Below are 25738 nucleotides of genomic sequence, written 5' to 3'. Positions count from 1 at the left end.
CAGGCCAGTTTGGCGTCAGGTCTGCTGCTCTTCGCTCTTGCCTTGCGCAATGGTGGCACTGGCTTCCTGACGCTCTTCCGAACTGGCGGAAGGGGTGTCGTGCTCATCCTGGCGCGCCGGCTGGTAGCTGAGCGTCGCCAGGATGGGGAAGTGATCCGACCCGAAGTCTTCCAGGCGCTCCATGTGGGTGAGCGTAAACTCCTCACTGACGAACACATGATCCAGCGGCCAGCGCAGCACAGGGTAGTGGGCGTGAAAGGTGCTGAAGAGCCCGCGGCCGCGCCGGGGGTCGAGCATGCCACTGACCCTGCAGAACAGCCGCGTGGTGCGCGACCAGGCCACATCGTTGAGATCGCCCGCCACGATGGTGGGGAAAGGCTCTTCGTGGACTTCCTGGCCTACCCATAGCAACTCGGCGTCGCGCCACAGCGACTTTTCGCTCTCGCTGGGGGCGGGCGGTCTGGGGTGCAGGGCGTAGAAGCGAATCTGTTCGCCGTTGTCCAGGGTGACGCGCGTGTGGATGGAAGGGATGTCGTCCTGAATGAGCCACTTTACCTGTGGGTTGCTCAGCGGCAGGCGCGAATAGAGATGCATGCCATACAGGTTGTCCAGCGGCACCTTGACGCTGTGGGGCCACCGTTCGTGGAGAACGCTATCGAGCTGCTCTTGCCACCACTGGTCGGATTCGAGAGTGAGCACCACGTCTGGCTGGTGGCGCTCGATCATGGCCAGCAGTTTCGCTGACTGGCGGTTGGGCGTGAGCACGTTGGCGATCAGCAGCGTCAGCGTCGGGGCCTGGCTGTCGGCGTGGGTGGCCTTGACCTGGACTGGCCAGCAGCGGGTCCAAGGGATAATGTAGCGCAGTTGAAGCAGCAGGCTCACCAGGGAAGCCGCCAGAGCAATGTTCTGCCAATTGCTAGCAGGCAGTATCAGCCCGCTCAGCAGCGCACAGAGCGCCGCTGCTGTCGCCAGCTGCAAACGTGGAAATTCGACGCTGCGAATCCACCACCAGCGTAGGCGGACTCTGGCCAGCAGCGTGGCGAACAGGAGTGTCAGAGCGGTACAACCCAGTAATGGACCGAGCAAGCGATACCTCCTGGCATCATGATATGGCGATTTAACGTAGATGCAGCTTAGTGGTTACGTTTATCAAGTGTCGATATAATTCTTCCAGCTCAGGCGGTTGCCAGAGCCTTGCAGAGAAGAAGACGTAAAAATGACTTGCAATTCAGCTATAAAGCCGTAGAATACGCATCCGTTGCACAGCAGGACCATAGCTCAGTTGGTTAGAGCGCCACGTTGACATCGTGGAGGTCGGCGGTTCAAATCCGCCTGGTCCTACCAATCATGTGCAGCCACGTTTCAGGACCATAGCTCAGTTGGTTAGAGCGCCACGTTGACATCGTGGAGGTCGGCGGTTCAAATCCGCCTGGTCCTACCAGATTCTCCAAAAAGCCCCGAGCACTGCTCGGGGCTTTTTGCGTTATGGGCGGGGCAGATCGGTCTGGCGAATGAAGGTATCGACCAGCGCCTCGATGCCGGCCTGGTCCTGGGCGCTGAAGCGGGCCAGCTGGGGGCTGTCGATATCCAGAACGCCCCATAGCCAGCCATCCTGAACGATGGGGACGACCAGTTCGGACTGGGAGGCCGCATCGCAGGCAATATGGTCGGCTACGGCGTGTACGTCGTCGACTCGCTGGGTGGTGCAGCTGCGCGCCGCTGCGCCGCATACTCCCTTGTTGAACGGAATGGGGTTGCAGGCGGGCTTGCCCTGGAAGGGGCCTAGGGTCAATATTTCCGGCTGGCGCTGCAGGTAAAAGCCTACCCAGTTGAGCTGTTCCAGCGATTGCTGGATGAACGCGCTGGTCTGGGCGCTGTTGGTCAGCCAGTCGCGTGTGTCCAGCAGGGCAGCGAGCTGACGATTGAGCAGGTCATAATCGATGGGGGTCATGTTGTTTCCCGGTTCGGATCAATGTCTCGGATAAAAACGCATCAGGCCAGCCTCGCGGCTGGCCTGATGGCAAAGCGTGTGTGCTGCTCGGCGGATTATTCTTCGATCCAGCCAGGTACGGCGGCACCTTTGAACAGCTCGGTGGCTTTCTCGATGACTTCGTCGCGCTGGTAGGCTTCGACCAGTTGGCGAATCTCTTCACGCTCTTCGTCACCGCCACGTACGGCAATCAGGTTGACGTAGGGAGACTCGGGGCCTTCCTTGATCAATGCGTCATCCAGGCTGAGGCCTGCTGGCTGAGCAAAGGTGTTGTTGATGAAGGCCATGTCCACGTCGGGCAGTACGCGAGGCAACTGCGCTGCTTCGATTTCACGGAAGCGGAAGCCGCGCGGGTTTTCAGCGATGTCGATGGGGGTGGCTTCCAGGAGCGTCGGATCGTTCAGCGTGATCAGACCTTCGTTGTGCATCAGGATCAGAGCGCGACCTTCATTGGAAGGGTCGTTCGGCAGGGCGATCTGAGCGCCGTCCGGCAGTTCATCGATGCTGCTGTATTTTTCAGAGTAGGCGCCAATGGGGTACACGAAGGTGTAGCCGGCGATGGCAAAGTCGTAGCCACGGTCGTTGATCATGGCTTGCATGTAGGGCTCGTGCTGGTAGGCGTTGGCATCCAGGCTGCCATCGGCCAGTGCCGCGTTGGGCGTCACGTAATCGGTAAACTCGATGATTTCGACGTTCAGGTCGAACTCTTCCTTGGCAATGCGCGCCGCGACTTCCATGACTTCGGTTTCCGGGCCAGCGACCGTGCCCATCTTGATGGTGCGCGTGTCGGCGTTGGCGACGTTGATGGCCAGTGCCAGGGCGGTCAGGCTGCCAATAACGAGTTTTTGCATGGCGTTGCTCCAGTGTTGAGGTGAATCGTGTTGCAATGATGCGGTAATAAGAAGCGCAAGTCTAATTCGTTTTCGCTATATGTGGCTATGCTGATCAAAGCTAAAAGCTATGTCATTTCGCTGAGCCGTCGGTGGCTTACTTGCGATCGCTTTTGCGTACCAGATAGTCGCCCAGGCTTTGGAAACCTTGCACCATGACCACCAGAATCACCACGGTGATCAGCATGATGGTCGGGTTGAAGCGGTTGTAGCCATAGCGAATGCCCAAATCGCCAAGGCCGCCGCCACCAACGGCGCCTGCCATGGCCGAGTAGCTCACCAGGGTCACCACGGTAATGGTGAGACCGGTGATGATGCCGCCGCGTGCTTCAGGGATCAGCACCTTGGTGATGATTTGCCAGGGCGTGGCGCCCATCGACTGGGCGGACTCGATCAGGCCGGGCGAAATTTCGTTGAGCGCGCCTTCGATCAGACGGGCGACGAAGGGGATGGCCGCGATGGTCAAAGGAACCGAGGCGGCATTGATGCCGATGGAGGTGCCGACCAGCATTCGCGTGAAAGGAATGATGGCGACCATCAGAATGATGAACGGAATCGAACGGCCTACGTTGGTGATGATGCCCAGTGCCTGGTTGAGTACCGGCATGGCCAGAATCTGCCGGGGCCGCGTGACGTACAGCAGCACCCCCAGCGGCAGGCCCAGCAGTGTGGCGATGACGCCGGACACGGCCACCATGTAAAGGGTGTCCAGCGTCGCCTGTAACACGAGATCAAACATTGCGCTGGACATGACCCAGTACCTCCACCTGTAGTTGATGCGATTCCAGATAAGACATGGCTTGCTCGGTCTGTGCCGGAGTGCCCAGCAGCTCGGCGATCATCAAGCCCAGCGTGCGCTCCTGAATCGACTCGACCTTGGCCTGCAGAATGCTGACATCCACGCTGCATTCGCGCGCCAGACGTGAAATCAGCGGCGTGGAGACCGCATCGCCCGAGAAGGTCAGCCGCACCACTGGGTGGGTCTGCTCGCCGGGCTGCGCTTGCAAGCGCTCCAGCAGCTCCTTGGGTGGGCTCAGCTGCAGGAAGTCGTTGAGGAACTCGCGACCTAGCTGGGTGGCTGGTGCGGTAAAGAAATCGCCGACTTCGGCGTCTTCTACCAGTCGCCCGCCGGAAATCAGACTGACGCGATGGCAGATCGATTTGACCACTTCCATCTCATGAGTGATCAGCAGAATGGTAATGCCCAGCTGCTGATTGATGTCGCGCAGCAGTTCCAGAATGGAGCTGGTGGTTTGCGGGTCCAGGGCCGACGTGGCCTCGTCGCAGAGCAGTACGTTGGGCTTGCTGGCCAGCGCCCGGGCAATGGCCACGCGCTGCTTCTGACCACCTGAGAGTTGCGCGGGGTACTGCTTGGCCTTGTCGGCCAGACCGACCATGTCGAGCAGTGGCAAGACGCGGTTCTTGATGGCGCTGCGCTTCTCGCCCATCAGCTCCAGCGGCAGCGCCACGTTATCGAAGACTGTGCGCGTGGTGAGCAGGTTGAAGTGCTGAAAGATCATGCCGATACGATGGCGTGCCTGATTCAGGTCGCGGCGGCTCAACTGAGTCATTTCCTGGCCGTCGACCTGTACCTTGCCACTGGTGGGGCGCTCCAGCAGGTTGACGCAGCGGATCAGGGTCGATTTGCCTGCGCCGGATAGGCCGATGACGCCGTGAATGCTGCCCTTGGGGATCGTTAAATTGACATCCCGAAGGGCGTGAACGGCGCTGGGGCCGCTACCGTAGGTTTTGCTTACGTTGCTAAGTTCAATCATAGCGTCTGCCTTAATGTTAGGCCGAAGACGGAGTGCGGGGGAGGCGAGCGTAGGGAGGGTAACAAAAAAAAGGCCACCCTTGCGGGTGGCCATCAACGCTGGACACACCCTTTTAGCTGCACTTCACGTGGTTACAGGAACCGCGTGGACGCCCGCAATCTGGGTACAAATCGGCGTCATTACATTTGCGGCGAAAGTCTAAAGAGAGGTGGGTGAATTGTCAATTAAATACGGTCTATTTCATGTTTAAGCGTGCTTATACAGAGTTTTTCGCTTTTTTAGGGCTTGTTTTTAGTTTTTGATACTGAATTGGGTCTTTTCAGGCTGCGTTGGACAGCAAAAAACACGCTGTTCAAGCACTTGCCGGGCCTGCACTGCACAAGGTTGGGGCATAGGGTGTAAGCTTGCGGAAATTTTTACAGCTTGAGCCAGTTCGCTGGCGAATCAACAGAGGGAAAGTCCATGTTCACCGGTATTGTGCAAGGTATCGCCGAAGTCGTCGAAGTGCTGGAGCTGGAGGCGTTTCGTACCCACGTGGTGGCGCTGCCCGAAGAGCTGCGTGAGGGGCTGGAAATTGGTGCGTCGGTAGCACACAACGGGGTCTGTTTGACCGTCACGCGCATCGAAGGTGAGAAGGTCAGCTTTGATTTGATGCGTGAAACGCTGCGATTGACTAATCTTGGTGCAATCGAGGTGGGGCAATGCGTCAATATAGAGCGTGCAGCCCGTTTTGGTGATGAAATTGGCGGGCACTCCATGTCCGGGCACATCATCTGTATGGCCAAGGTCGTGACCATCGAGGAAGCCCCCAACAATCGTCGGCTGTGGTTCTTGCTGCCCCCCTCCATGGCCAAGTTCGTGTTCGAGAAAGGCTACATTGGCGTGGATGGTATCAGCTTGACCGTGGGGGACGTACGACCGGCTGGCGCTGGGGAAGGGGTGGAGTTCAGCGTCAACCTGATTCCCGAAACGCTGTCGCGCACCATGCTCAAGGAGCGACTGGTCGGAGACTGGGTCAATATCGAGATCGACCCGCAAACCCAGGTCATCGTGGAGACCGTGGAGCGGGTGCTGGCGAGTCGGCTGTAGAAAATTATCGGCCAGTGTTGACCAATCGGTTAGCTTATGGCCTGAAGTTTGCTAATCATAAGATAGGGGCGCCATCGCCCTTTCATTCGCTGCACACGGGGTACTCGCATCGCGCAGTGCCTTTCGGTAGTATGTGCGGCTTTTCTCGCACCAAGGGACGCATCCAGCGTAAGCGCGAAGGATAAAAACGACATGAAATTTCTGGACGACTACTTCAAGCTCGCCGAGCAGAAGACCAACGTAAAAACCGAGGTGATTGCAGGGGTCACCACGTTCCTTACGATGGCCTATATCATCTTCGTCAACCCGAGCATTCTTTCCGAAGCCGGCATGGATTACGGTGCCGTGTTTGTGGCGACGTGTCTGGCGGCGGCCATTGGCTGTTTCGTGATGGGGCTATGGGCCAACTACCCCATTGCCCAGGCGCCGGGGATGGGTTTGAACGCCTTCTTTACCTATGGTGTCGTGCTGGGAATGGGCTACACCTGGGAGGCCGCGCTGGGGGCGATATTCTTCTCGGGCCTGACCTTCTTTCTGCTGAGTATCTTCAAAATTCGTGAGTGGATCATCAACTCGATTCCGCTGTCGCTGCGATTGGGCATTGCGGCGGGTATCGGCCTGTTCCTGGCGATGATCGCCCTGAAGAATGCGGGCATCGTGGTGTCCAATCCGGCGACCTACGTGGCGCTGGGCGACCTGTCCCAGCCGCCGGCCATTTACGCCTTGTTGGGCTTTTTCGTGATTACCGCGCTGGCCTACCTGCGCGTGACCGGTGCGGTGATGATCGGTATTCTTGGTGTGACCGTCATGGCCATGGTGCTGGGCCACAACCAGTATGGCGGGATCATGTCCATGCCGCCTTCCATCGCGCCGACGTTCATGGCCATGGATCTGATGGGTGCGCTGGACGTGGCCATGCTGAGCGTGATTTTTGCGTTCCTGTTCGTGGACCTGTTCGACACCTCGGGTACGCTGGTGGGCGTGGCACACCGTGGCAAGCTGCTGGACAAGGATGGCAAGCTGCCGCGCATTGGTCGTGCCATGATGGCTGATAGCACGGCGTCCATGGCCGGTGCTGCGCTGGGTACTTCCACCACGACCAGTTACATCGAGTCGACAGCGGGCATTGCCTCGGGCGGCCGTACCGGACTGACGGCGGTGGTCGTTGGCGTACTGTTTTTGATCAGCCTGTTCTTTGCGCCGCTGGCGGGTTCCATTCCGGCCTATGCCACGGCGGGCGCTCTGCTGTACGTGGCGGTGCTGATGGCGGGTAGCCTGGCGCATGCCAACTGGGAAGACCCCACAGACGCCGCGCCGGTGCTGATCGCTGCGCTGGCCATGCCGCTGACCTTCTCGATTGCCGAGGGTATTGCCCTGGGCTTCATCAGCTACGTTGCCATCAAGACCCTGTCAGGTCGATTCAGCGACCTGAATCCGGCAGTGGTCGTGCTGGCGCTGCTGTTTGCAGCAAAATTCCTGTTCCTGGGCTAACTGCCCGCATTTTGACTAATCAATGAGAGACGCGATGAGCATCTACGGCGATTACATTAAGTCCGTTATTCGCACGGTTCCTGACTGGCCAGAGCAAGGAGTGAACTTCCGTGACATCACTCCGCTGCTGCAAAACAGCGCTGCCTTTCGCAAGCTGATCGATAGCTTCGTGCACCGCTACCAGGAGATGAACCTGGATGCCATCGCGGCGATTGACGCTCGTGGCTTCATTATTGGCGCCCCGTTGGCCTATGAGCTGGGCTGCAGCTTCGTGCCGGTGCGCAAGAAGGGCAAGCTGCCGTTCAAGACGATCAGCGAGACCTATACGCTGGAGTATGGTCATTCGGAAGTCGAGCTGCACGCCGATGCTTTCCAGCAGAATGACCGTATTTTGTTGATGGATGATCTGATTGCCACCGGCGGTACCATGCTGGCAGCGGCCAACCTCATTCAGCGCTGCGGCGGCCAGGTCGTCGAGACGGCAACGATCATCGACCTGCCTGAACTGGGTGGCTCTACCAAAATTCGCGATGCGGGCTATAGCGTATTCGCGGTCTGTTCCTTTAATGAAGACGAGTAACGCCCCATGAGCAGCGAACGCTACCACCAACACTTCACCGTCTCCTGGGATCAGATTCATCGTGACGTTCGTCAGCTGTGCCATTTGCTGATCGAGCGTGACTTCAAGGGGATCGTGGCGATTACCCGAGGCGGATTGATTCCTGCGGCGCTGATTGCCCGTGAACTCAACATCCGCCTGATCGACACGATCTGCATCAAGAGCTACGACCACATGAACCAGGGTGGCCTGGACATCATGAAGGGCGTCGACCACGACGGCGAAGGCTGGCTGCTGGTGGATGATCTGGTCGACACCGGCAAGACGGCGCGTGCGGTGCGTGAAATGCTGCCCAAGGCGCATTTCGTGACCATCTACGCCAAGCCCGAAGGTCGGCCGCTGGTGGATCAGTACCTGACCGAAGTGGCACAGCAGTGCTGGATTCAGTTCCCCTGGGACATGGGCATTGCCTATGTCGAGCCTCTCGCCGACCAGATGAAGAAGTAACATGTCGACTCCGCTACCCAATGACTGGCAACAGTGGCTGGGGCAAGAGTTCAAGGCCGACTACATGTCGGCCTTGAAAGCCTTTCTGGCTCAGGAAAAAGCGGCCAAGAAGGTCATTTATCCTCATTCGTCCCACTGGTTTCGTGCGTTCGAGCTGACCCCGCTGGCCTCGGTCAAGGTGGTCATTCTCGGTCAGGACCCCTACCACGGCCCCAACCAGGCACATGGCCTGTGTTTTTCGGTACAGCCAGGGGTGCCGGTGCCGCCGTCGCTGGTCAACATCTATAAAGAGTTGGCGGCGGACGTAGGTTTTACACCGGTGCGCCATGGCTTCCTGGAACCCTGGGCCAAACAGGGCGTATTGTTGCTGAACACTGCGCTGACCGTGGAGCAGGGCAATGCAGCGTCGCATCGCGGCAAGGGCTGGGAGGCGTTCACCGACCGGGCCATCGAAACCGTCAGCCAGCACGGCGAGCCCTGTGTGTTTCTGCTCTGGGGCAGTCATGCCCGCCAGAAGAAAGCGCTGATCGATACCCAGCGCCATTTGGTACTGGAGTCGCCACATCCTTCGCCACTGTCGGCACACCGTGGTTTCTTCGGTAATCACCATTTTTCCAAGGCAAATCAGTTCCTCCAGCAGCAGGGCCGTACGCCTATTACGTGGCAATTGCCGGAAAAGCCTTAACCTGATGGTCAGTTGCGGGTAGAATGGCGCGCAATTTTGATCGCGTGTCGATGCGATCCTGATTGCCATCCCGAATCCCCTGTAGTGAGGAAGTCCCATGAGTGTGTACGCCATTAACCATCCGCTTGTTCAGCATAAACTGGGACTCATGCGTGAAGCTGACCTGAGCACGAAAAGCTTTCGTGAATTGGCGGGTGAGGTGGCCAAGCTGCTGACCTACGAAGCGACCAAGGGTCTGGAACTTGAAAATCACGAGATTCAGGGATGGAACGGTGAGCCTATCGCGACACAGCGTCTCAAGGGTAAAAAAGTCACCATCGTGCCCATTCTGCGAGCGGGTCTGGGCATGCTGGAAGGCGTGACCGACCTCATCCCCAGTGCCAGGGTGAGCGTTGTAGGCCTTTACCGTGATGAGGAAACGCTGCAGCCGGTGCCATACTTCGCCAAGTTTGCCAACGATATCGAAGAGCGCATGGCCATCGTCATCGACCCCATGCTGGCGACCGGTGGTTCCATGGTGGCGACACTGGACATGCTGCGTGAGCGCGGTTGTGAACACATGAAAGTGATCGTGCTGGTGGCTGCCCCTGAAGGGATCAAACGGGTGCAAGATGCTTATCCTGATGTAGAAATCTACACCGCGTCGGTAGACGACCGACTCGATGAGAATGGCTACATCGTCCCCGGCCTGGGAGATGCCGGCGACAAGATTTTCGGAACGCGTTAAGCGCTCCGTAACATACAGCCCCTTACGCACCGCGTTGGGGGCATTTTTTTGCCTCCGTTATCTACGATAAACCTTCCTGGAGTGGTGCAATGACAACGAATAGTGCACAAGAGTCGTGGCCTAAACTACTGCTGACCGGCGGACAAATGCTGTTCGTCGCGTTTGGTGCCTTGGTGCTGGTGCCGCTGCTGACGGGCTTGGACCCCAGCGTGGCCTTGTTTACCGCTGGAGTGGGCACGCTCGTTTTCCACGGCATTACGCGCCAGACGGTGCCGGTCTTTTTGGCTTCTTCCTTCGCTTTCATTGCCCCCATTCAGGGGTCGATTGCCAGCTTTGGAGTCTCTGCCACCATGGGCGGGCTGATGGCCGCCGGGTTGGTATACGTGGCCATTTCACAGGCCGTTCGACTGAAAGGCACGGCCTGGTTGCACCGCTTGTTGCCACCGGTGGTGGTGGGGCCGGTCATCATGGTCATTGGTCTTGCTCTGGCGCCAGTGGCGGTCAGCATGGCCACGGGTGAAACCAGTGACAACATTGGTTACGGTGCGGCGATCTTTCTCTCCATGGCCAGCCTGTTGGTGACCCTGGTGCTGGCCGTCTTTGGCCGCGGCTTGCTGCGTCTGGTGCCCATCATGGGCGGTATTGCGGTGGGCTACCTACTGGCCCTGCTGATGGGGGTGGTCGATTTTACCCCGGTCAGGGAAGCGGCCTGGCTATCGGTGCCAAATTTCACTGCCCCTAGTTTTCACTGGGCCGCAATTCTGTTCATGATTCCGGTGGCCATCGCACCCGCTGTGGAGCATATCGGCGACATGGTGGCGATTGGTTCGGTGACTCGCAAGAACTACCTGGAAAAACCCGGCCTGCATCGCACGCTGCTGGGTGACGGCCTGGCCACGACCACGGCGGCGCTGTTCGGTGGTCCGCCCAATACCACTTATTCCGAAGTGACCGGCGCGGTGACGCTGACCAAGGCGTTCAACCCGAAATACATGGTGATTGCCGCCGTGCTGGCCATCGTGCTGGCATTCGTCGGCAAGCTGGGTGCCTTGCTGCAAACCATTCCCGGTCCGGTGATGGGCGGCATCATGACTCTGCTGTTTGGCTCGATTGCCGTGGTGGGCATGAATACCCTGGTGCGCGCAGGGCAGTCGCTGACGGCGGCGCGTAATCTGGTGGTGGTGTCGCTGATTCTGGTCTTCGGCATTGGTGGCATGCAGTTCGGGGGTGGTCAATTCACCTTGCAGGGCGTAAGTTTGGCAGCCTTGGTGGGCATTGCGTTAAACTGGCTGTTGCCTGCAGAGAAAGAAGGCGAATAGTCGCTCAGTTGACGAGGTATGCCATGAAAGAGCCACCAAACTGTGGGTTTCCGGTGCTGGGCGTCGCCGCGTGGAGCGGGACGGGAAAGACCACGCTGCTCGAACAGCTGCTGCCTCGGCTGCGAGCACTTGGCCTGTCGGTGGCGGTGATCAAGCATGCCCATCACCAGTTCGAGGTGGATCAGCCTGGCAAGGATAGTTACCAGTTGCGCAAGGCCGGAGCGGCCCCGATGCTGGTGGCATCGAGTCGCCGTCTGGCACTGATGATGGATCTGCCGACAGAGGAAGAGCCGGATCTGGCGTATCTGCTTTCGCTCATGGCACCGCATGCGCCAGACCTGGTCATCGTCGAAGGTTTCAAAGCCTGGCCCATCACCAAGCTGGTGCTCTACCGAGAGGGCATTGGTGATGCGCACATCCTCGATGACCCGCATGGGGTGGCCGTTGCGCTGAGTGGCGCGGCGCCTGTGCCTCTGCGTGAGGATGTGATGCGGCTGAACCTCGACGACATTGATGGTATTGCCCGCTGGGTGTTCGACTGGGCTGCCGAGCAGCGCCACTCTCTGATTGATAGCAAAAGGTGACACGATGCAGTTAACCCACCTCAATGCCCAAGGCGAAGCCAACATGGTCGATGTTGGCGACAAGGCTGAGACACGCCGAGAGGCCGTTGCCTCTGGACGAATCGTGATGAGCGCTCAGACGCTTCAGCTGCTGACGGACGGTGCCTTGCCCAAGGGTGATGTGCTGGCCACGGCGCGCATCGCCGGTATTCAAGCGGCCAAGCGTACCCACGAGCTGATACCGCTGTGCCACGCCTTGGCGCTTTCCAAGGTATCGGTGGACTTCGAGATCGACCACGACAACGGTTGGGTCAACGTCACGGCGCTGTGTCGCCTGAATGGCCGGACGGGGGTAGAGATGGAGGCCCTGACGGCCGTGTCCGTGGCCTGCCTGACGCTGTATGACATGTGCAAGGCCGTCGATAAAGAGATGCGCATCGAAGCCGTGCAGTTGGAGAGCAAGCAGGGAGGCAGCCGGGGAGACTACCAGCGCCTGATGCCCGCGCCCATCGTGACCGGCGAAGGGGTCTCCGGGGAAGTAAGCCTTGGGGAGCGTTGCTCATCTCCCTGCGTGCGGGTCAAGTTTTTGGCCGAGCTGCGCGAGCGAGTCGGGGAAAGCGATGTGTCGGTGGATCTGGACCGCTTGCCGAGCCGCAACGTCGCGGGCCTGAAGGCGGCGCTCAGCGCTCAGGATGCGCGCTATGCGCTGTTGTCCGATCAGCGTACGTTATGTGCCATCAACCAGGTCATGGCCAGCGACAGTTCGCGCATTACCGACGATGACGAAGTGGCGTTCTTCCCACCGGTCACGGGAGGCTAAGCCATGGCGCTGCTTGAGCATCCGCATAAAGCGCTCGTTGTCGAGGTCACCGAGGACAGCTTCTCCATGGCGCATGGCTACGAGCAGGCGCTTCGGGGTCGCACGGATATCGGCGCGGTGGTCAGCTTTACCGGGCTGGTGCGCGACTTCAACGAGTCGCCCGATGTACTGGGCTTGACGCTGGAGCATTACCCGGGAATGACCGAGCGCAGCCTGATGGAGATCGCCGAGCAGGCCTGGCAACGCTGGTCGCTCCAGGCGGTGCGCATCATTCATCGGGTGGGAGATTTGGCGCCAGGTGACCCCATCGTTCGCGTGCTGGTCGCCAGTGCGCATCGCCGGGATGCCTTCCTGGCCTGCGACTTCGTCATGGATTATCTCAAGACTCAGGCGCCGTTCTGGAAAAAGGAGCGTGCACGGCAGGGGACGTATTGGGTCAAGGAGCGCAAGACCGATCAGCAGGATGCCGAGCGCTGGTCGTGAGCTGCTCTTCAGCCTGCTGACCTGGAAAGGGACTACTGTCGGTCCAGTTCCTCTTCGGTGGGCATGTCGGCTGCCATGATCTGCAGATGCACCTCTGGCATGTGTTGCAAGTGGTTGGTCAGCCAGTGCATCAGGCGCGGCTGCAGGGCGTGTCGCAAGTCTGCCAGCGTTTCCGCTTCGATCTCTTCCAGCTGCTCGTCCAGCCAGTCGCTGAAGCTCTCTTCGTCCAGTGGGCTGGCCCCCGTGGTATCCAGCATCATCCGGCCAATGCGCCACCAGCCAGTCTCGGTGGCGGTGACCGGTAGTGCCAGAAACAGGCTTCCGCGCCGTGCGCCGGGAGTCTGGTGCTCGAGCCCGGGGTGGGGCCTCACGCTGTTTTGATCGACGATGCAAGGTGGCTGGGGGTGGCGTGTTTCCAGGCGCAGGCCCTGGTTGTCCAGCGCGATCATGTCGCCATTGAGCGGCGCAAGGGGCGCGCTGATGCCCAGCTGTTCGGCCAGTGCCTGGTGGGCCTGCTGATGTCGAGCTTCACCGTGCACGGGTAGCAGGGCTTTTGGGCGCACCCATTGGTAAAGCTTCTTGAGCTCTTCTTGGGCTGGATGCCCTGTGGCATGCAGCTCGGGATGATTGTTTTCATCGAAGAGGTCGACACCCAGCTGTAACAAACGTTTTTTAAGCTGTTCGATGGGGCGCTCATTGCCCGGGATGGCCTTGGCGGAAAAAATGACGCTGTCACCGGGCTCCAGGTCGACGAAGGGATGACGGCGTTGCGCCAGTCGTTGAAGCGCAGCGCGTGGCTCACCCTGACTGCCCGTGGCAATGATCACGACTTCTTCGGGAGGCAGGTATCCCAGATCGTGGGACGGGACCAGCGGCGGGAAGTCGTCCAGGTAGCCCAACCCTCTGGCCACGCTCACCATGCGCTCCATGGAGCGGCCCATCAAGCTGACGCGGCGTCCGCAGGCTTGTGCGGCACGCCCGATGGCCAGAACCCTCGCCAGGTTGCTGGCGAAACACGATACCACGACGCGCCCCTTGCACTTCGCAAGGGTGCTGGCCAGTGCCTTGGCGACATCGCCTTCGCTGGCCGACTGCCCTGGCATGGGGGCATTGGTAGAGTCACCCACCACCAGGTCCAGAGGGGCCAGCGCGCGGAAATGGGCGGCATTCACCGGCGCACCGATGAGCGGCTCCGGGTCCAGTTTCCAGTCACCCGTATGCAGAACCCGATAGTCGCCTGCCTGCATCATGATGGCGCAGCTTTCAGGTATGGAGTGGGTGACACTCAAGTAACGCAGGGTAAAGGGCCCGCGCTCAACCGCATCGCCGGGTTCGATGATTTCGATGGCAGCGCTGCTGAGCTGGTGTTCGGCAAACTTGTGGCGCAGCAGGCCCGCCGCCAGCGGGGTGGCAAAAATAGGGCAGCCCCAGCGCGGCCATAGCCAGGCGACGGCGCCGATGTGGTCTTCATGACCATGGGTGATGAACAGCGCGGCAGGCGTGATACCGAGGGTCTGCAGGGTGTCGGTGTTGGGTACCTGCAGCGGCGAGTTGGGCAGATCTTGACGAATCATCATGCCGCAATCGACGGCGATCCACTGATCGTCGTATCCATACAGCGTAAGATTCATTCCAATTTCACCGCATCCACCTAGCGGAAGCAGGTGCAGGGGCGGGCGGCGACGGGGACGAAGTTGAACGCGTGGTGGATGCATCGGTCATGAAAAGCCTGGGAAGTAATCTCTTAACTATACGGGAAGGGAGGGGCCTGTAACAATCATCGCGGCACTGCACCACAGTGCTTGGTCGCAGCGCTTGCGTTACACTAGCGCGCCTGGTGAGGCTTGCCTGTCGGCAGGTAAGTCCCTGGCGAACGTGCCGTTACATACGCAAGAGTGTTCATTGATGTCTCATTATTACCGTTTAGTTGTGTCGTGCCCGGATCAGGTGGGCATCGTGGCGCGTGTTTCCAGCTTCATTGCCCAGCAGGGCGGCTCGATTACCGAGGCCAGCCAGCACTCCGACCTGGAGACGGGTCGCTTTTTCATGCGTTACGAAATTCTCGCCGATTCATTGGGCATGTCGGCCGAGGCGCTGCGCACGGCGTTCGAACCCGTCGCCGCCGAATTCGATATGCAGTGGTCACTGGTGGACACCCAGAAGCGCCGCCGCGTGGTGTTGATGGTGTCGCGGGAATCCCACTGCCTGGTGGATCTGCTGTATCGCTGGCAGGCAGGCGAGTTGGATTGCGATATCGTCAGCGTCATTTCCAATCATGACGACATGCGTTCACTCACCGAGTGGTACGGCATTCCTTATCATCACGTGCCGGTGGACCCGGCCAACAAGCAGGCGGCTTTCGAGCAGGTACAAACCCAAATCGATGCGGCACGGGCCGACTGTGTCGTGTTGGCGCGGTACATGCAGATACTGCCCCCCTCGTTGTGCGAGCGCTATGCCGGGCGCGTCATCAATATTCATCACAGCTTCTTGCCCTCCTTTGCCGGGGCAAAGCCTTACCACCAGGCTTACGAGCGTGGCGTCAAGCTGATCGGTGCCACCTGCCATTACGTGACCGAAGAGCTGGATGCGGGGCCCATCATCGAGCAGGATATCCATCGGGTAAGCCACTGCCACACGCCCACCGACCTGGTGCGCTTTGGCCGTGATGTGGAAAAAGCCGTGCTGGCTCGCGGCCTGCGCTGGCATCTGGAAGACCGCGTATTGATTCACGGTAACAAGACCGTCGTGTTCAGCTAACTCGCCCACCGGGGAGGGGCGCCATGTCCTTTGCACAAAGCGTGCTGGCCACCTGGGCACTGCTGGTTACCTGGCTGGTGTCGGCAGGTGCGCTGGGGTGGGTGCTTTGGCAGCGCCCCTGGCAGCCGCTGCTGGAAGATACCGGTTTGCAGCATCGCTGGATGGCCGCGACGCTTGCCGTGATGCTGATGTGGCAGCTGCGGGCCCAGGCGGTCGATTGGTTGACCCTGCATCTGGTGTTCACGGTGCTGATGACATTGGTGTTCAAGGTGCCCCTGGCCTTGATCAGCAACCTGCTGCTCAACGTGGCGATGGTGGTGATCGGGCGCAATGCCTGGGAGCTGTTGGGGCCCAACGTGTTGGTGACGGGACTGGTGCCCGCCGTGATCACGGGGGTGGTATGGCGTATCGTGGATCGCCGCTTGCCGGACAATCTGATGGTGTTTCTGTTTGCCTGCGGTTTTTTCGGTGCTGCGCTGGCCACGCTAGGAGGCGGGCTGGCGGCCGTGGGGTTGATTCTGGTGGCGGGCACCGACCCTGAAGCGATCTATCTGGCTCAGGAGTATGCCCGCTTTTTACCCTTGCTGATGCCCTCGGAAGCCTTCATCACCGGCATGCTGCTGAGTATCTTGCTGGTCTACCACCCGCACTGGGTCGCCACGTTCAACGACCATCGTTACATCGATATGCAGTAGGCGGTGGCTTGGTCCAGTGCCCTGGCCCAGTATTTTAGCCCAGTGCCTGGCCGTTCCCGCCTCGGATGACGCCTACCCCGACGCCTTCGATATCCAGCTGTTGAGTTCTCAGGTCGATTTCGATGGGGGCGAAGTCTTCGTTCTCGGCGAGCAGCGTGACGTGATGCCCCTGACGTTTAAAACGCTTGACCGTGACTTCGTCTTCCAGGCGCGCGACGACGATCTGACCGTCACGCACGCGGTCGGTACGATGCACCGCCAGCAGATCGCCTTCCAGAATGCCCACGTCCTTCATCGACAGGCCGCGAACTCGCAGCAGATAGTCGGCCTTGGGGGTGAAGTACTCTGCAGGGAGCGGGCAGTAACGGTCGATATGCTCCGCTGCCAGAATGGGACTGCCCGCCGCGACTTCGCCAATGACCGGCAGCCCGCTGGGCGTGGCATCGTTGGCGGCGCTGGCAGGCTCGGCTGCCGGGGGCGTGGCGTCGAGCGGTTCCTGGTTGGGCAGGCGAATGCCGCGGGACGTATTGCGAATGATGCGAATGGCACCTTTGCGCTCCAGAGCGCGCAGATGCTCTTCGGCGGCGTTGGGGGAACGAAAGCCCAGCGCCTTGGCGATTTCGGCGCGGGTAGGGGGGTAGCCAAGCTCGCCCATGGTCTTCACGATAAAATCATATACATGCTGCTGGCGTGCGGTGAGTGGGCGTGACATATCAGACTCCAAACAGTGAAAAGACAGTCGCTACATGTCCGTAAAATCAGTATGTGTTTAAGTATACAGTATGTTGCTCTGTCCAGTACATGATGAGTTGCAATCCGTACCGTGGCACGCAGCCTGAACCTTGAGCGGGATAATCGTTTGAGCCAGCAGGGGTAATGGCATACTATTCGCCAACGCGATCGCCATGTTTTAAACACCTGTTTTGGGAGGGCGCTATGGCCCAGTCGGATACGGTCACACGTATTTTGGATACGGCAGAGGTGCTCTTTGCAGAGCGGGGGTTTGCCGAGACATCACTGCGCAATATCACCAGCAAAGCGCGGGTCAACCTTGCTGCCGTCAATTATCACTTCGGGTCGAAGAAAGCGCTGATACAGGCGGTATTTGCCCGTTACCTGGACCCGTTCTCCGAACGCTTCCATACTGCGCTGGACGAGCTGGAAGCGCGCTACGAAGGCCAGGCCATTCCTCTGGAGGTGCTGCTGGAAACCATGGCCACTACCGTGCTGGCCGTGCCTGCCGAGCGGCATAGCCTGAAAGTGTTCATGCGGCTGCTGGGGCTGGCTTACAGCCAGGCGCAAGGACACCTGCGTCGCTACATTCAGCAGCAGTATGGCGATGTCTTCACGCGCTTCACGGAGTTGGTGCGCCGGGCGACCCCCGAGCTGCCAGATGCCGAGCGTTTCTGGCGGCTGCACTTCATGCTGGGCACGGTGATTTTCACTCTGTCTGGCCTGGATGCACTGCGCGATATCGCCGCCAAGGATTATCAAGAGCAGGTAACGGTACGCGACTTGATCCGACGTCTGCGCCCCGTCGTGGTGGCGGCCATGAGCGCGCCGATGCCGTTGCCCGCAGCAACCGTGGATGAGAAGCCCCATGCACACGCCCAGATTGGCTGACCTGCCGCCCGTTGACGGTGGCTGGATGGAAATCGACACCGAGGCCCAACGCCTGCGCTGGTGGCAGGGGAGCGCGCTAGAGCATGAATGCGCCATTTCGACGGGCAAGGCCGGCGTAGGGCAAGAAGAGGGCAGTGGACGTACTCCGTTGGGTTGGCACTACATTCGAGCAGCGATTGGCGATGGGCTACCCGAGGATGCGGTCTTTCGGGGGCGTCGTTGGACCGGAGAGGTCTACTCTGCCGATTTGGCGGTCGAATTCCCCGAGCGCGACTGGATCTTGACCCGCATACTGTGGCTATGTGGCCTGGAGCGCGGTATCAATCGCGGCGGCTGTGTCGATTCCCAGCGTCGCTACATCTACCTGCACGGTACTCCCCCTGACCAGCCCATGGGCCTTGCTGCTTCTCACGGCTGTGTGCGTCTACGTAATCCCGACCTGCTCTGGCTTTTCAAACGGGCTGTGCCGGGTACGCCAGTATGGCTGCATTGACGTTTTCCCCGCTGGCATACTCCACATTTTGAAAGATCACACGGGTGGTCTAGAATGACGCCCTTTTTCCTGGACCCAGTACGATGACTCAACCTTTAGGCCCGGTCATGCTCGACCTGGAAGGCCAGACCCTGACCAAGGAAGACAAGCGCCTGCTGAAGAATCCCGCGGTAGGTGGCGTGATTCTGTTTGCTCGTAACGTGGAAAGCGCCACCCAAGTGCGGGAGCTGTGTGACAGCATTCGTCGTGTGCGCGGCGACCTGCTATTGGCCGTCGACCAAGAGGGCGGTCGGGTCCAGCGTATCCGGCAAGGCGTGACGCGCCTGCCGCCCATGGCTCGGATTGGCGACGTGTTTGCCCATGATCAGTCGGTAGGGCTGGCGCTGGCCAAAGATACCGGCTGGCTGCTGGGCATGGAAATGGCCGCCTGTGGCCTGGACATCAGCTTTGCCCCCGTGCTGGACGTGGACAGCGGTATTTCCAGCGTGATCGGGGAGCGCAGCTTCAGCCGAGACCCTCAGCACGTCGCCTTGCTGGGGCAAGCCTTCGTGCACGGATTGCATGAGGCGGGAATGGCAGCTGTGGGCAAGCACTTTCCCGGCCACGGCGGCGTGGGGGCCGATTCGCACACCGCCCTCCCTGTCGATGAGCGTCCGCTCTCGGCCATCAAGGAGCACGACCTGGTGCCCTTCAGCCAGCTTGCCACGCTGCTCAACGGCGTCATGCCCGCCCATATCGTCTACTCTGCCTTCGATTCGCGTCCGGCCGGTTTTTCGCCCAGTTGGCTAGGCATGCTGCGTGAGTCGCTGGGCTTCAAAGGCTGCATCTTCTCGGATGACCTGAGCATGGCGGGGGCTCATGAGGCGGGTGGCCCCGCCGAGCGTGCCAAGGCTGCCCTGGCAGCGGGCTGCGACATGCTGCTGATCTGCAACGACCGTGAGGCTGCGCTGGAAGTGGTGCAGGCCTGTCATGACGTATTCAACAAGCGGCCCGCCAAGCTGCGTTATGGTCGCGCGCGACCGCAGCTGGAAGCACTGGCCGCGCTGGGCCGTTGGCGCAAGACCCACGCCAGGCTGGAAGCGCTGGTCGCTGACGCCAGCTAATTGACCCATAAACTGTTTTGGAGAGGCTCGATGTCCAAATTGGATAAAGAGGCGCTGGAGTCGCTGGACTCCATGCGCGAGTTGATGGACAACGCCGACTGCTTGATTTCACAGGAGCAGGTCGAGCGTGCGCTGGACCGTATGGCGGAAGAGATTACCCGTGACCTGGGCGATAAGCTGCCGGTTTTCTACTGCGTCATGAACGGAGGGTTGATCACCACCGGTCATCTGCTGACGCGTCTGGGTTTCCCACTGGAAGTGGACTACCTGCACGCTACCCGCTACCGCAATGAACTGCGCGGCGGCGAGCTGTTCTGGCGGGTCTCTCCGGAAGTCCCCATGGCGGGTCGGCATGTGGTGATCGTCGACGATATTCTCGATGAAGGCGCCACCCTGGCGGCCATCCTGGCGTACTGCAAGGAAGCCCAGGCTGCCAGCGTGACCACTGCCGTCCTGGTGGACAAGCAGCACGACCGCAAAGCGGTGCCTGGCCTGAAGGCCGATTACTGCAGTCTGGAAGTCGCCGACCGCTACGTCTTCGGTTTCGGCATGGACTACAAAGGCTACTGGCGGAATGCCCCGGGGATTTTTGCGCCCAAGGGCATGTAAAGCACTGGCCTAGCGGGGCGAGAAACGTCTTGCCAGGCCGGTTTCGGCAATCATGCGGGTGGAGATCTCCTCCACGGAGAAGCGTGTGGTGTCGATGAAAGGAATGTTCATGCTGCGGTAGAGCGATTCGGCCTGCTCGACTTCCTGCAGGCACTGATCCATGGAGCTGTAGCGGCTGTTGGGGCGACGCTCGTTGCGAATGGCCGCCAGTCGCCGGGCATCGATGGTCAGGCCGAACAGCTTGTGCCGGTGCGGTGCCAGCGCTTTCGGCAATTTCAAGTGGCCATCTTCATCCAGGTCGTCCTCGGTCAGCGGATAGTTGGCCGCGCGAATGCCGAATTGAAGCGCCAGGTACAAGGACGTTGGCGTTTTACCGCAGCGAGATACCCCCACCAGAATGATGTCTGCCTTGTCGTATTGATGGGTGCGGGCACCGTCATCGTTATCCAGTGCAAAATGCACCGAGTGGATACGGTCCATGTAGACATCGTCGCTGCCTATGGAGTGGGTGCGCCCCACGCTATAGGAAGAGTGCGTTCCCAGCTCTTGCTCCAGCGGTTCCAGAAACGTCGAGAAGATATCGACCTTGAAGCCGGAGGCCTGTCGGATGACGTTGCGGATCTGCTGGTCGACGATGGTGTCGATGATGATGGGGCGAACACCGTCGCGCATCGCGGTGGACTCGATGATCTCGGCGACGGCTTGAGCCTTTTCCAAGGTGTCGATGTAGGGCTTGGTGATCATGTTGATGTCCACGTCACTGAACTGCGCCAACAGGCTGCGCCCCAGGCTTTCTGCCGTGATCCCCGTGCCATCGGAAATAAAAAAGGCTGTTCGTTTCATAGTCTGTCCGCCATCCTCACCCAACTGATTTACGAGCGCTCATTGTGTGCCGTGTGCCATGGCAGTACAACGTTTTCGAGTGCAGGGTTTTCGAGTGCAGGGTTTTCGAGTGCAGGGTTTTCGTGAGCAGGGTTTGCGTGTGCAGGGTACTTGCGATTGGCCTCGCAATTGTGCTCGCGCAAACAGGTCTGCGTCCTGTCCGGACTACATAAATGCCATGTTTCCGGCCGATGTTGTAAAAATCCTCCACTCCCTGCGCTGTTAGACCAATGGCGAATAGGGGGCCGCGATGCTAGGGTGACAGCGTGAATGGGTGTCGTCCCAACGGTTGCATCAATGTCTGAGTGAGGGGGTTGCGTGGAAGAGTACATTCTGTGGTTCGATCAGCTGGGTATGGCGGACGTCGAACGCGTGGGTGGTAAGAACGCCTCGCTTGGCGAAATGATCTCCAACCTGGCCGGTGTGGGTGTCACGGTGCCCGGCGGTTTCGCCACTACGGCCCATGCATACCGCGAGTTTCTCTCCCACGAAGGCCTCAACGACCGTATCAACGACACCCTGGCACGTCTCGACGTCGACGACGTCAAGGCGCTGGCCGAGGCTGGCAAGCGTATCCGCCAGTGGATCATCGAGACGCCGTTGCCGCCCACCTTCGAAGCGGCATTGGAGCAGGCGTACCAGCAGTTGCAGGCAAAACACCCCGGCCTGAAGGTTGCGGTGCGCAGCTCGGCAACGGCGGAAGACCTGCCGGATGCATCGTTCGCCGGTCAGCAGGAAACCTTCCTCAATATCGAAGGCCTGGCCAACATCAAGCATGCGGTTCACGAAGTCTTTGCCTCATTGTTCAATGATCGCGCAATTTCCTACCGCGTCCATCGGGGCTATGCCCATGAGAACGTTGCCCTGTCGGCCGGTGTGCAGAAAATGGTGCGCTCCGAGATCGGTGCGTCCGGTGTCATGTTTACCCTGGACACCGAGTCCGGCTACCGGGACGCGGTGTTCGTCACCGCCTCCTGGGGGCTGGGCGAGACCGTAGTGCAAGGGGCGGTCAACCCTGACGAGTTCTATGTGCACAAGCCCACGCTGGCCGCCGGGCGTCCGGCCGTGTTGCGTCGTACCCTGGGGTCGAAACTGATCAAGATGGTGTACGGCAAGGATGCCAGCGCAGGTCGTTCGGTGGAAACCGTTGACGTGCCTTACAAGGATCGCGGGCGTTTCTGTATCGACGACGAGCAGATCATGGACCTCGCCCGTCAGGCGGTCACCATCGAGCAGCATTACCAGCGGCCCATGGATATCGAGTGGGCGCTGGATGGTGATGACGGCAAGCTGTACATCGTGCAGGCACGTCCTGAAACCGTCGTTTCCCAGCAGGAGGGCGGCAAGCTGGAGCGCTTCCAGCTGCGCGAAAAGGGCCGCACGCTGATCACTGGTCGGGCCATTGGGCAACGCATTGGTCGTGGTGCGGTCAAGATTGTGCTCAGTCCTGACGAGATGGACAAGATTCAAGAGGGTGACATTCTGGTCACCGACATGACCGACCCCGACTGGGAGCCGATCATGAAGCGGGCATCAGCCATCGTCACCAACCGAGGTGGGCGTACCTGTCATGCGGCGATCATTGCCCGTGAGCTGGGCATTCCCGCGGTGGTGGGGTGTGGAGATGCCACCACGCAGCTGCAGGAAGGCTGCGACGTGACGGTCTCCTGTGCCGAGGGCGATACCGGCCATGTGTATGAAGGCCTGCTGGCCTTCGATTGCAACGTCTCCAGCGTCGATGCCATGCCGGAGATTCCCTTCAAGATCATGATGAACGTGGGCAATCCGGACCGTGCCTTTGGCTTTGCCAGCCTTCCCCACGCGGGCGTGGGGCTGGCGCGCCTGGAATTCATCATCAACCGCATGATTGGTGTGCATCCCAAGGCGCTGCTGGATTATCAAACGCTGCCGGTTGACCTTCAGCAGGTGATCGACCTGCGTACGGCAGGGTACGCCGACCCGGTCAGTTTCTACGTGGACAAGCTGGTGGAGGGGATTTCCACCTTGGCGGCGGCGTTTCATCCGCAGCGGGTGATCGTTCGCCTCTCGGATTTCAAATCCAACGAATACGAGAACCTGATAGGCGGCAAGCTGTACGAGCCAGGTGAAGAGAACCCCATGCTGGGCTTCCGTGGCGCTTCTCGCTACATTTCCGATGCCTTCCGCCCCTGTTTCGAGCTGGAGTGTCGGGCGCTGAAGCGCGTGCGTGAAGAGATGGGCTTCACCAATGTCGAGATCATGGTGCCTTTCGTACGCACCACGGATGAAGCCCGTGAAGTGGTCGAGCTGCTGGCCGCCAACGGCCTGAAGCGCGGTGGCAGCAGCGACCCTGACGGCCTCAAGGTCATCATGATGTGCGAGCTGCCTGCCAATGCGCTGTTGGCCGACGAGTTCCTCGAATATTTCGACGGCTTCTCGATTGGCTCCAACGACCTGACACAGTTGACCCTTGGGCTGGATCGTGACTCGGGCATCGTGGCCCACCTGTTCGATGAACGTAATCCGGCGGTGAAAAAACTTTTGGCCATGGCCATTCAGGCGTGCAAGGCACGAGGCAAGTACGTGGGGATTTGTGGTCAGGGGCCTTCGGATCACCCGGACCTGGCCAAATGGCTGATGGAGCAAGGAATCGACTCGGTGTCGCTGAACCCGGACGCGGTCCTCGAAACCTGGTTCATGCTGGCCGGAGAGAGTATCGCCTGAGTGGCATGACATTCGTTAGCCTGCTGTTTGATTTTGCGCCCGGCCATTGTGCCGGGCGCACGGGTTTTATAGGCTACGCTTTGTTCTGGATAACACCGCTCTGGATGACGCCGCTCTGGATGACGGCGCCCCCGAGGCGCTGTGCGATGTCTGCCTGTGTCCTGGTTAAAAGGAGAGAAATTATGCTGCCTAAACGGGCAATCCCCCTGACGGGCCTACTACTCGTTCCTATGGTGAGCTGGGGGTTTAGTTACCAAGCCCCCGAGATGTCGCCGGAAGTAGGCTCAGGGTATGAGGAGAAGCCCGGTTGGGCCGTTGAATCCTTTGCCGTTGCTGCGGCGAACCCGCTGGCCACTGACGCGGGTTATCAAGTGCTCAAGGCCGGTGGCAACGCCATCGATGCGGCGGTGGCCGTGCAAATGGTGCTGACCCTGGTAGAGCCGCAGTCCAGTGGGATCGGCGGCGGCGCCTTCTTGATGCACTACGACGGCAGCAATGTGCAGGCCTTCGATGGTCGCGAGACCGCGCCTGCCGCGGCCACCGGTGAGCTGTTCATGGAAGATGGCGAGCCGCTGCCGTTCATGGAGGCGGTGGCCAGCGGTCTCTCTGTGGGGGTGCCGGGGGTACTGCGTATGCTGGAGCAGGCCCACGCCGAACATGGCCAACTCGCCTGGCGAGAGCTTTTCACCCCTGCCATTACGCTGGCGGAAGAGGGCTTTGCCGTCAGCCATCGGCTGCATACCAGCCTGGCCAACGATACGGCGCTGCGCGAGGACCCGTTGGCCCGAGCGTTCTACTACGATGAGCAAGGCGAGCCGCTGGCCGTTGGTGACACATTGACCAATCCCGCGCTGGCCGCCATTTTGCGCCGAGTGGCAGAAGAGGGCAGCAGCGCGTTCCACGAAGGTGCGATTGCCGAGGATCTGGTGGCCCGAGTGCAGTCCCATCCGCAGCGTCCGGGCGAGATGAGCCTGGACGACCTCAGCGGCTATGAGCCGGTGGAGCGTGAGCCGATCTGTACGCCCTGGCAGGAGTGGGAAGTGTGTGGCTTCCCGCCGCCGTCGTCGGGTCATATCACCGTCATGCAAATCCTCGGTATTCTCGATCAGCAGCCGTTGATCGAAGCACCGCTGGATAACGGTGCTCCCAGTAGCGGTTGGCTGCATCAGTTCCTCGAAGCGTCTCGGCTGGCCTTTGCCGACCGAGGTCGCTACATCGGCGATCCTGATTTTGTCGAGGCGCCGGGAGGCGATTGGCGCACGATGCTGGCCCCTGAATACCTCAACCAGCGTAGTCGCCTGATGGGCGAAGCGTCACTGGGCGATAGCGTCGAGCCTGGCAACCCCGGTGAGCTGGAAGTGAGCTTTGCCAGCCAGCCCGAACAGCCTGAGTATGGCACCAGCCACATCAGCATCGTGGACGGCGATGGCAATGCGCTGGCCATGACCACGACCATCGAGCAAGCCTTTGGGTCACGTATCCTGGCAGACGGGGGCACGGGGCTGGCAGGGGGCTATCTGCTCAATAACGAGCTGACCGATTTCGCCTTCGAGCCGGAAAGTGAAGGCCTCCCCGTGGCCAACCGCGTTGAGCCCGGCAAACGTCCCCGTTCCAGCATGAGCCCGACCCTGGTCTTCGATCTGGAAAGCGGTGAGCTGGTGGCCAGCCTGGGCTCGCCAGGTGGCGCAGCGATCATTCATTACACGGCCAGAAGCCTTGTGGCCATGCGTGACTGGGGGCTCGATGCTCAGGAAGCGCTGGATCTGCCTCATGCCATCACCTTGGGAGGCGATGTCTACCTGGAGGAGGGGCGATTCTCGGAGGAGACCGCCGAGGCACTGCGTGGGCGCGGACATCAGGTGAGTGAGCGGGAATTGACCAGTGGCCTGCAAGCCATCATGAAGCTGGAGGACGGCACCTTGTACGGTGGCGCCGACCCGCGTCGTGAGGGCGTGGTCATGGGTGAGTGATG

At 60.1% G+C, this 25738-nt stretch carries 26 protein-coding genes and 2 tRNA genes; 20 read left to right on the top strand and 8 right to left on the bottom strand.

Going from position 1 to position 25738, the window contains the following annotated elements:
* Positions 1-15 precede the first annotated feature (15 nt).
* Positions 16-1086 (bottom strand): endonuclease/exonuclease/phosphatase family protein, encoded by a 1071-nt coding sequence (locus LG409_RS09795; protein ID WP_227406556.1) that lies wholly within the window; start codon positions 1084-1086, stop codon positions 16-18.
* A 181-nt stretch (positions 1087-1267) separates the two neighbouring features.
* Between LG409_RS09795 and LG409_RS09790 the strand changes: the two genes are divergently transcribed.
* Together LG409_RS09790 and LG409_RS09785 are read left to right on the top strand one after the other, a co-directional pair.
* Positions 1268-1344: transfer RNA gene (locus tag LG409_RS09790), tRNA-Val, on the top strand.
* A gap of 20 nt (positions 1345-1364) precedes the next feature.
* Positions 1365-1441, top strand: a tRNA-Val gene (locus LG409_RS09785).
* A gap of 42 nt (positions 1442-1483) precedes the next feature.
* On the opposite strand, the gene LG409_RS09780 is transcribed toward LG409_RS09785, so the two are convergent.
* The 4 genes from LG409_RS09780 to LG409_RS09765 form a co-directional block, all read right to left on the bottom strand.
* Positions 1484-1951: a GAF domain-containing protein gene (locus LG409_RS09780; RefSeq protein ID WP_096922881.1), complete on the bottom strand. Its 468-nt coding sequence runs from the start codon at positions 1949-1951 to the stop codon at positions 1484-1486.
* 95 nt (positions 1952-2046) lie between these two features.
* Complete coding sequence (locus tag LG409_RS09775) at positions 2047-2841, bottom strand: MetQ/NlpA family ABC transporter substrate-binding protein (RefSeq protein ID WP_227406555.1); 795 nt, start codon at positions 2839-2841, stop codon at positions 2047-2049.
* Between the two features lie 136 nt (positions 2842-2977).
* Complete coding sequence (locus tag LG409_RS09770) at positions 2978-3631, bottom strand: methionine ABC transporter permease (protein WP_026001709.1); 654 nt, start codon at positions 3629-3631, stop codon at positions 2978-2980.
* A complete protein-coding gene (locus LG409_RS09765) occupies positions 3612-4655 on the bottom strand; it encodes a methionine ABC transporter ATP-binding protein (protein ID WP_039182229.1) in 1044 nt (347 codons plus the stop codon). The genes LG409_RS09770 and LG409_RS09765 overlap by 20 nt, the downstream gene beginning before the upstream one ends.
* Before the next feature lie 462 nt (positions 4656-5117).
* Between LG409_RS09765 and LG409_RS09760 the strand changes: the two genes are divergently transcribed.
* From LG409_RS09760 to moaE, 10 genes are all read left to right on the top strand, one after another.
* Entirely contained in the window at positions 5118-5744 is a 627-nt protein-coding gene (locus tag LG409_RS09760; RefSeq protein WP_227406554.1) for a riboflavin synthase subunit alpha, read from the top strand.
* A 192-nt stretch (positions 5745-5936) separates the two neighbouring features.
* On the top strand, positions 5937-7235 hold the full coding sequence (locus LG409_RS09755) for an NCS2 family permease (RefSeq protein WP_227406553.1): 1299 nt from the start codon (positions 5937-5939) through the stop codon (positions 7233-7235).
* Between the two features lie 34 nt (positions 7236-7269).
* Positions 7270-7815 (top strand): adenine phosphoribosyltransferase, encoded by a 546-nt coding sequence (locus LG409_RS09750; protein ID WP_039182221.1) that lies wholly within the window; start codon positions 7270-7272, stop codon positions 7813-7815.
* Positions 7816-7821: 6 nt separating this feature from the next.
* On the top strand, positions 7822-8301 hold the full coding sequence (gene gpt / locus LG409_RS09745) for a xanthine phosphoribosyltransferase (protein WP_016914007.1): 480 nt from the start codon (positions 7822-7824) through the stop codon (positions 8299-8301).
* Position 8302: 1 nt separating this feature from the next.
* The gene (gene ung, locus LG409_RS09740) at positions 8303-8986 is read left to right on the top strand and encodes a uracil-DNA glycosylase (RefSeq protein ID WP_227406552.1); all 684 of its coding nucleotides are present in this window, start codon (positions 8303-8305) and stop codon (positions 8984-8986) included.
* 97 nt (positions 8987-9083) lie between these two features.
* Positions 9084-9713 carry a uracil phosphoribosyltransferase gene (gene upp / locus LG409_RS09735; protein ID WP_039182214.1) on the top strand — a complete coding sequence of 210 codons (630 nt, stop codon included), beginning with the start codon at positions 9084-9086 and terminating at the stop codon, positions 9711-9713.
* Positions 9714-9802: 89 nt separating this feature from the next.
* Positions 9803-11032, top strand: a complete 1230-nt coding sequence (locus tag LG409_RS09730) for a uracil-xanthine permease family protein (RefSeq protein ID WP_144983286.1) — start codon at positions 9803-9805, stop codon at positions 11030-11032.
* Positions 11033-11055: 23 nt separating this feature from the next.
* Complete coding sequence (gene mobB / locus LG409_RS09725; protein WP_227406551.1) at positions 11056-11616, top strand: molybdopterin-guanine dinucleotide biosynthesis protein B; 561 nt, start codon at positions 11056-11058, stop codon at positions 11614-11616.
* A 4-nt stretch (positions 11617-11620) separates the two neighbouring features.
* A complete protein-coding gene (gene moaC / locus LG409_RS09720; protein WP_227406550.1) occupies positions 11621-12415 on the top strand; it encodes a cyclic pyranopterin monophosphate synthase MoaC in 795 nt (264 codons plus the stop codon).
* A gap of 3 nt (positions 12416-12418) precedes the next feature.
* Positions 12419-12898, top strand: a complete 480-nt coding sequence (moaE, locus tag LG409_RS09715; protein ID WP_096922888.1) for a molybdopterin synthase catalytic subunit MoaE — start codon at positions 12419-12421, stop codon at positions 12896-12898.
* A gap of 32 nt (positions 12899-12930) precedes the next feature.
* On the opposite strand, the gene LG409_RS09710 is transcribed toward moaE, so the two are convergent.
* Positions 12931-14529: a ribonuclease J gene (locus LG409_RS09710; protein ID WP_227406549.1), complete on the bottom strand. Its 1599-nt coding sequence runs from the start codon at positions 14527-14529 to the stop codon at positions 12931-12933.
* A 274-nt stretch (positions 14530-14803) separates the two neighbouring features.
* Here LG409_RS09710 and purU point away from each other — a divergent pair, with 274 nt between their 5' ends.
* The gene (gene purU / locus LG409_RS09705; RefSeq protein ID WP_189464045.1) at positions 14804-15658 is read left to right on the top strand and encodes a formyltetrahydrofolate deformylase; all 855 of its coding nucleotides are present in this window, start codon (positions 14804-14806) and stop codon (positions 15656-15658) included.
* A 23-nt stretch (positions 15659-15681) separates the two neighbouring features.
* Positions 15682-16353 (top strand): energy-coupling factor ABC transporter permease, encoded by a 672-nt coding sequence (locus LG409_RS09700; protein WP_189464044.1) that lies wholly within the window; start codon positions 15682-15684, stop codon positions 16351-16353.
* 34 nt (positions 16354-16387) lie between these two features.
* Here the strand turns inward: LG409_RS09700 and lexA are convergent, their stop codons facing one another.
* Entirely contained in the window at positions 16388-17065 is a 678-nt protein-coding gene (lexA, locus tag LG409_RS09695) for a transcriptional repressor LexA (protein ID WP_096922892.1), read from the bottom strand.
* A 224-nt stretch (positions 17066-17289) separates the two neighbouring features.
* On the opposite strand from lexA, the gene LG409_RS09690 reads away from it, so the two are divergent.
* The 4 genes from LG409_RS09690 to LG409_RS09675 all read left to right on the top strand — a co-directional run bounded on the left by LG409_RS09690 (position 17290) and on the right by LG409_RS09675 (position 20181).
* The gene (locus tag LG409_RS09690) at positions 17290-17976 is read left to right on the top strand and encodes a TetR/AcrR family transcriptional regulator (protein ID WP_039182189.1); all 687 of its coding nucleotides are present in this window, start codon (positions 17290-17292) and stop codon (positions 17974-17976) included.
* Positions 17954-18469, top strand: coding sequence for a L,D-transpeptidase (locus tag LG409_RS09685; protein ID WP_144983298.1), 516 nt, complete (start codon positions 17954-17956; stop codon positions 18467-18469). Before LG409_RS09690 ends, LG409_RS09685 begins: the two co-directional genes overlap by 23 nt.
* Positions 18470-18552: 83 nt before the next feature.
* Positions 18553-19572: a beta-N-acetylhexosaminidase gene (gene nagZ, locus LG409_RS09680; protein WP_039182183.1), complete on the top strand. Its 1020-nt coding sequence runs from the start codon at positions 18553-18555 to the stop codon at positions 19570-19572.
* A 30-nt stretch (positions 19573-19602) separates the two neighbouring features.
* Positions 19603-20181 (top strand): hypoxanthine-guanine phosphoribosyltransferase, encoded by a 579-nt coding sequence (locus tag LG409_RS09675; protein ID WP_096922894.1) that lies wholly within the window; start codon positions 19603-19605, stop codon positions 20179-20181.
* A gap of 9 nt (positions 20182-20190) precedes the next feature.
* On the opposite strand, the gene ppsR is transcribed toward LG409_RS09675, so the two are convergent.
* Positions 20191-21024 carry a posphoenolpyruvate synthetase regulatory kinase/phosphorylase PpsR gene (ppsR, locus tag LG409_RS09670; RefSeq protein WP_016913992.1) on the bottom strand — a complete coding sequence of 278 codons (834 nt, stop codon included), beginning with the start codon at positions 21022-21024 and terminating at the stop codon, positions 20191-20193.
* 357 nt (positions 21025-21381) lie between these two features.
* On the opposite strand from ppsR, the gene ppsA reads away from it, so the two are divergent.
* Together ppsA and ggt are read left to right on the top strand one after the other, a co-directional pair.
* Positions 21382-23766 carry a phosphoenolpyruvate synthase gene (gene ppsA / locus LG409_RS09665; RefSeq protein ID WP_227406548.1) on the top strand — a complete coding sequence of 795 codons (2385 nt, stop codon included), beginning with the start codon at positions 21382-21384 and terminating at the stop codon, positions 23764-23766.
* Between the two features lie 182 nt (positions 23767-23948).
* Positions 23949-25736 carry a gamma-glutamyltransferase gene (gene ggt, locus LG409_RS09660; protein ID WP_039182172.1) on the top strand — a complete coding sequence of 596 codons (1788 nt, stop codon included), beginning with the start codon at positions 23949-23951 and terminating at the stop codon, positions 25734-25736.
* The last annotated feature ends 2 nt before the right edge of the window (positions 25737-25738 follow it).

This window comes from Halomonas sp. NyZ770 (genome assembly GCF_020616575.1).
GTDB classification, from domain to species: Bacteria; Pseudomonadota; Gammaproteobacteria; order Pseudomonadales; family Halomonadaceae; genus Vreelandella; species Vreelandella hamiltonii.
The sequence above is the reverse complement of the archived record's forward strand: the minus strand, read 5'-3'. Positions and strand labels throughout refer to the sequence as shown.

Excerpts from the sequence above, each read along its gene's own strand:
- LG409_RS09780 (WP_096922881.1), bottom strand. The coding sequence starts at position 1,951 with ATGACCCCCATCGATTATGACCTGCTCAATCGTCAGCTCGCTGCCCTG.
- LG409_RS09775 (WP_227406555.1), bottom strand. The coding sequence starts at position 2,841 with ATGCAAAAACTCGTTATTGGCAGCCTGACCGCCCTGGCACTGGCCATC.
- LG409_RS09770 (WP_026001709.1), bottom strand. The coding sequence starts at position 3,631 with ATGTCCAGCGCAATGTTTGATCTCGTGTTACAGGCGACGCTGGACACC.
- LG409_RS09765 (WP_039182229.1), bottom strand. The coding sequence starts at position 4,655 with ATGATTGAACTTAGCAACGTAAGCAAAACCTACGGTAGCGGCCCCAGC.
- LG409_RS09760 (WP_227406554.1), top strand. The coding sequence starts at position 5,118 with ATGTTCACCGGTATTGTGCAAGGTATCGCCGAAGTCGTCGAAGTGCTG.
- LG409_RS09755 (WP_227406553.1), top strand. The coding sequence starts at position 5,937 with ATGAAATTTCTGGACGACTACTTCAAGCTCGCCGAGCAGAAGACCAAC.
- LG409_RS09750 (WP_039182221.1), top strand. The coding sequence starts at position 7,270 with ATGAGCATCTACGGCGATTACATTAAGTCCGTTATTCGCACGGTTCCT.
- gpt (WP_016914007.1), top strand. The coding sequence starts at position 7,822 with ATGAGCAGCGAACGCTACCACCAACACTTCACCGTCTCCTGGGATCAG.
- ung (WP_227406552.1), top strand. The coding sequence starts at position 8,303 with ATGTCGACTCCGCTACCCAATGACTGGCAACAGTGGCTGGGGCAAGAG.
- upp (WP_039182214.1), top strand. The coding sequence starts at position 9,084 with ATGAGTGTGTACGCCATTAACCATCCGCTTGTTCAGCATAAACTGGGA.
- LG409_RS09730 (WP_144983286.1), top strand. The coding sequence starts at position 9,803 with ATGACAACGAATAGTGCACAAGAGTCGTGGCCTAAACTACTGCTGACC.
- mobB (WP_227406551.1), top strand. The coding sequence starts at position 11,056 with ATGAAAGAGCCACCAAACTGTGGGTTTCCGGTGCTGGGCGTCGCCGCG.
- moaC (WP_227406550.1), top strand. The coding sequence starts at position 11,621 with ATGCAGTTAACCCACCTCAATGCCCAAGGCGAAGCCAACATGGTCGAT.
- moaE (WP_096922888.1), top strand. The coding sequence starts at position 12,419 with ATGGCGCTGCTTGAGCATCCGCATAAAGCGCTCGTTGTCGAGGTCACC.
- LG409_RS09710 (WP_227406549.1), bottom strand. The coding sequence starts at position 14,529 with ATGAATCTTACGCTGTATGGATACGACGATCAGTGGATCGCCGTCGAT.
- purU (WP_189464045.1), top strand. The coding sequence starts at position 14,804 with ATGTCTCATTATTACCGTTTAGTTGTGTCGTGCCCGGATCAGGTGGGC.
- LG409_RS09700 (WP_189464044.1), top strand. The coding sequence starts at position 15,682 with ATGTCCTTTGCACAAAGCGTGCTGGCCACCTGGGCACTGCTGGTTACC.
- lexA (WP_096922892.1), bottom strand. The coding sequence starts at position 17,065 with ATGTCACGCCCACTCACCGCACGCCAGCAGCATGTATATGATTTTATC.
- LG409_RS09690 (WP_039182189.1), top strand. The coding sequence starts at position 17,290 with ATGGCCCAGTCGGATACGGTCACACGTATTTTGGATACGGCAGAGGTG.
- LG409_RS09685 (WP_144983298.1), top strand. The coding sequence starts at position 17,954 with ATGCACACGCCCAGATTGGCTGACCTGCCGCCCGTTGACGGTGGCTGG.
- nagZ (WP_039182183.1), top strand. The coding sequence starts at position 18,553 with ATGACTCAACCTTTAGGCCCGGTCATGCTCGACCTGGAAGGCCAGACC.
- LG409_RS09675 (WP_096922894.1), top strand. The coding sequence starts at position 19,603 with ATGTCCAAATTGGATAAAGAGGCGCTGGAGTCGCTGGACTCCATGCGC.
- ppsR (WP_016913992.1), bottom strand. The coding sequence starts at position 21,024 with ATGAAACGAACAGCCTTTTTTATTTCCGATGGCACGGGGATCACGGCA.
- ggt (WP_039182172.1), top strand. The coding sequence starts at position 23,949 with ATGCTGCCTAAACGGGCAATCCCCCTGACGGGCCTACTACTCGTTCCT.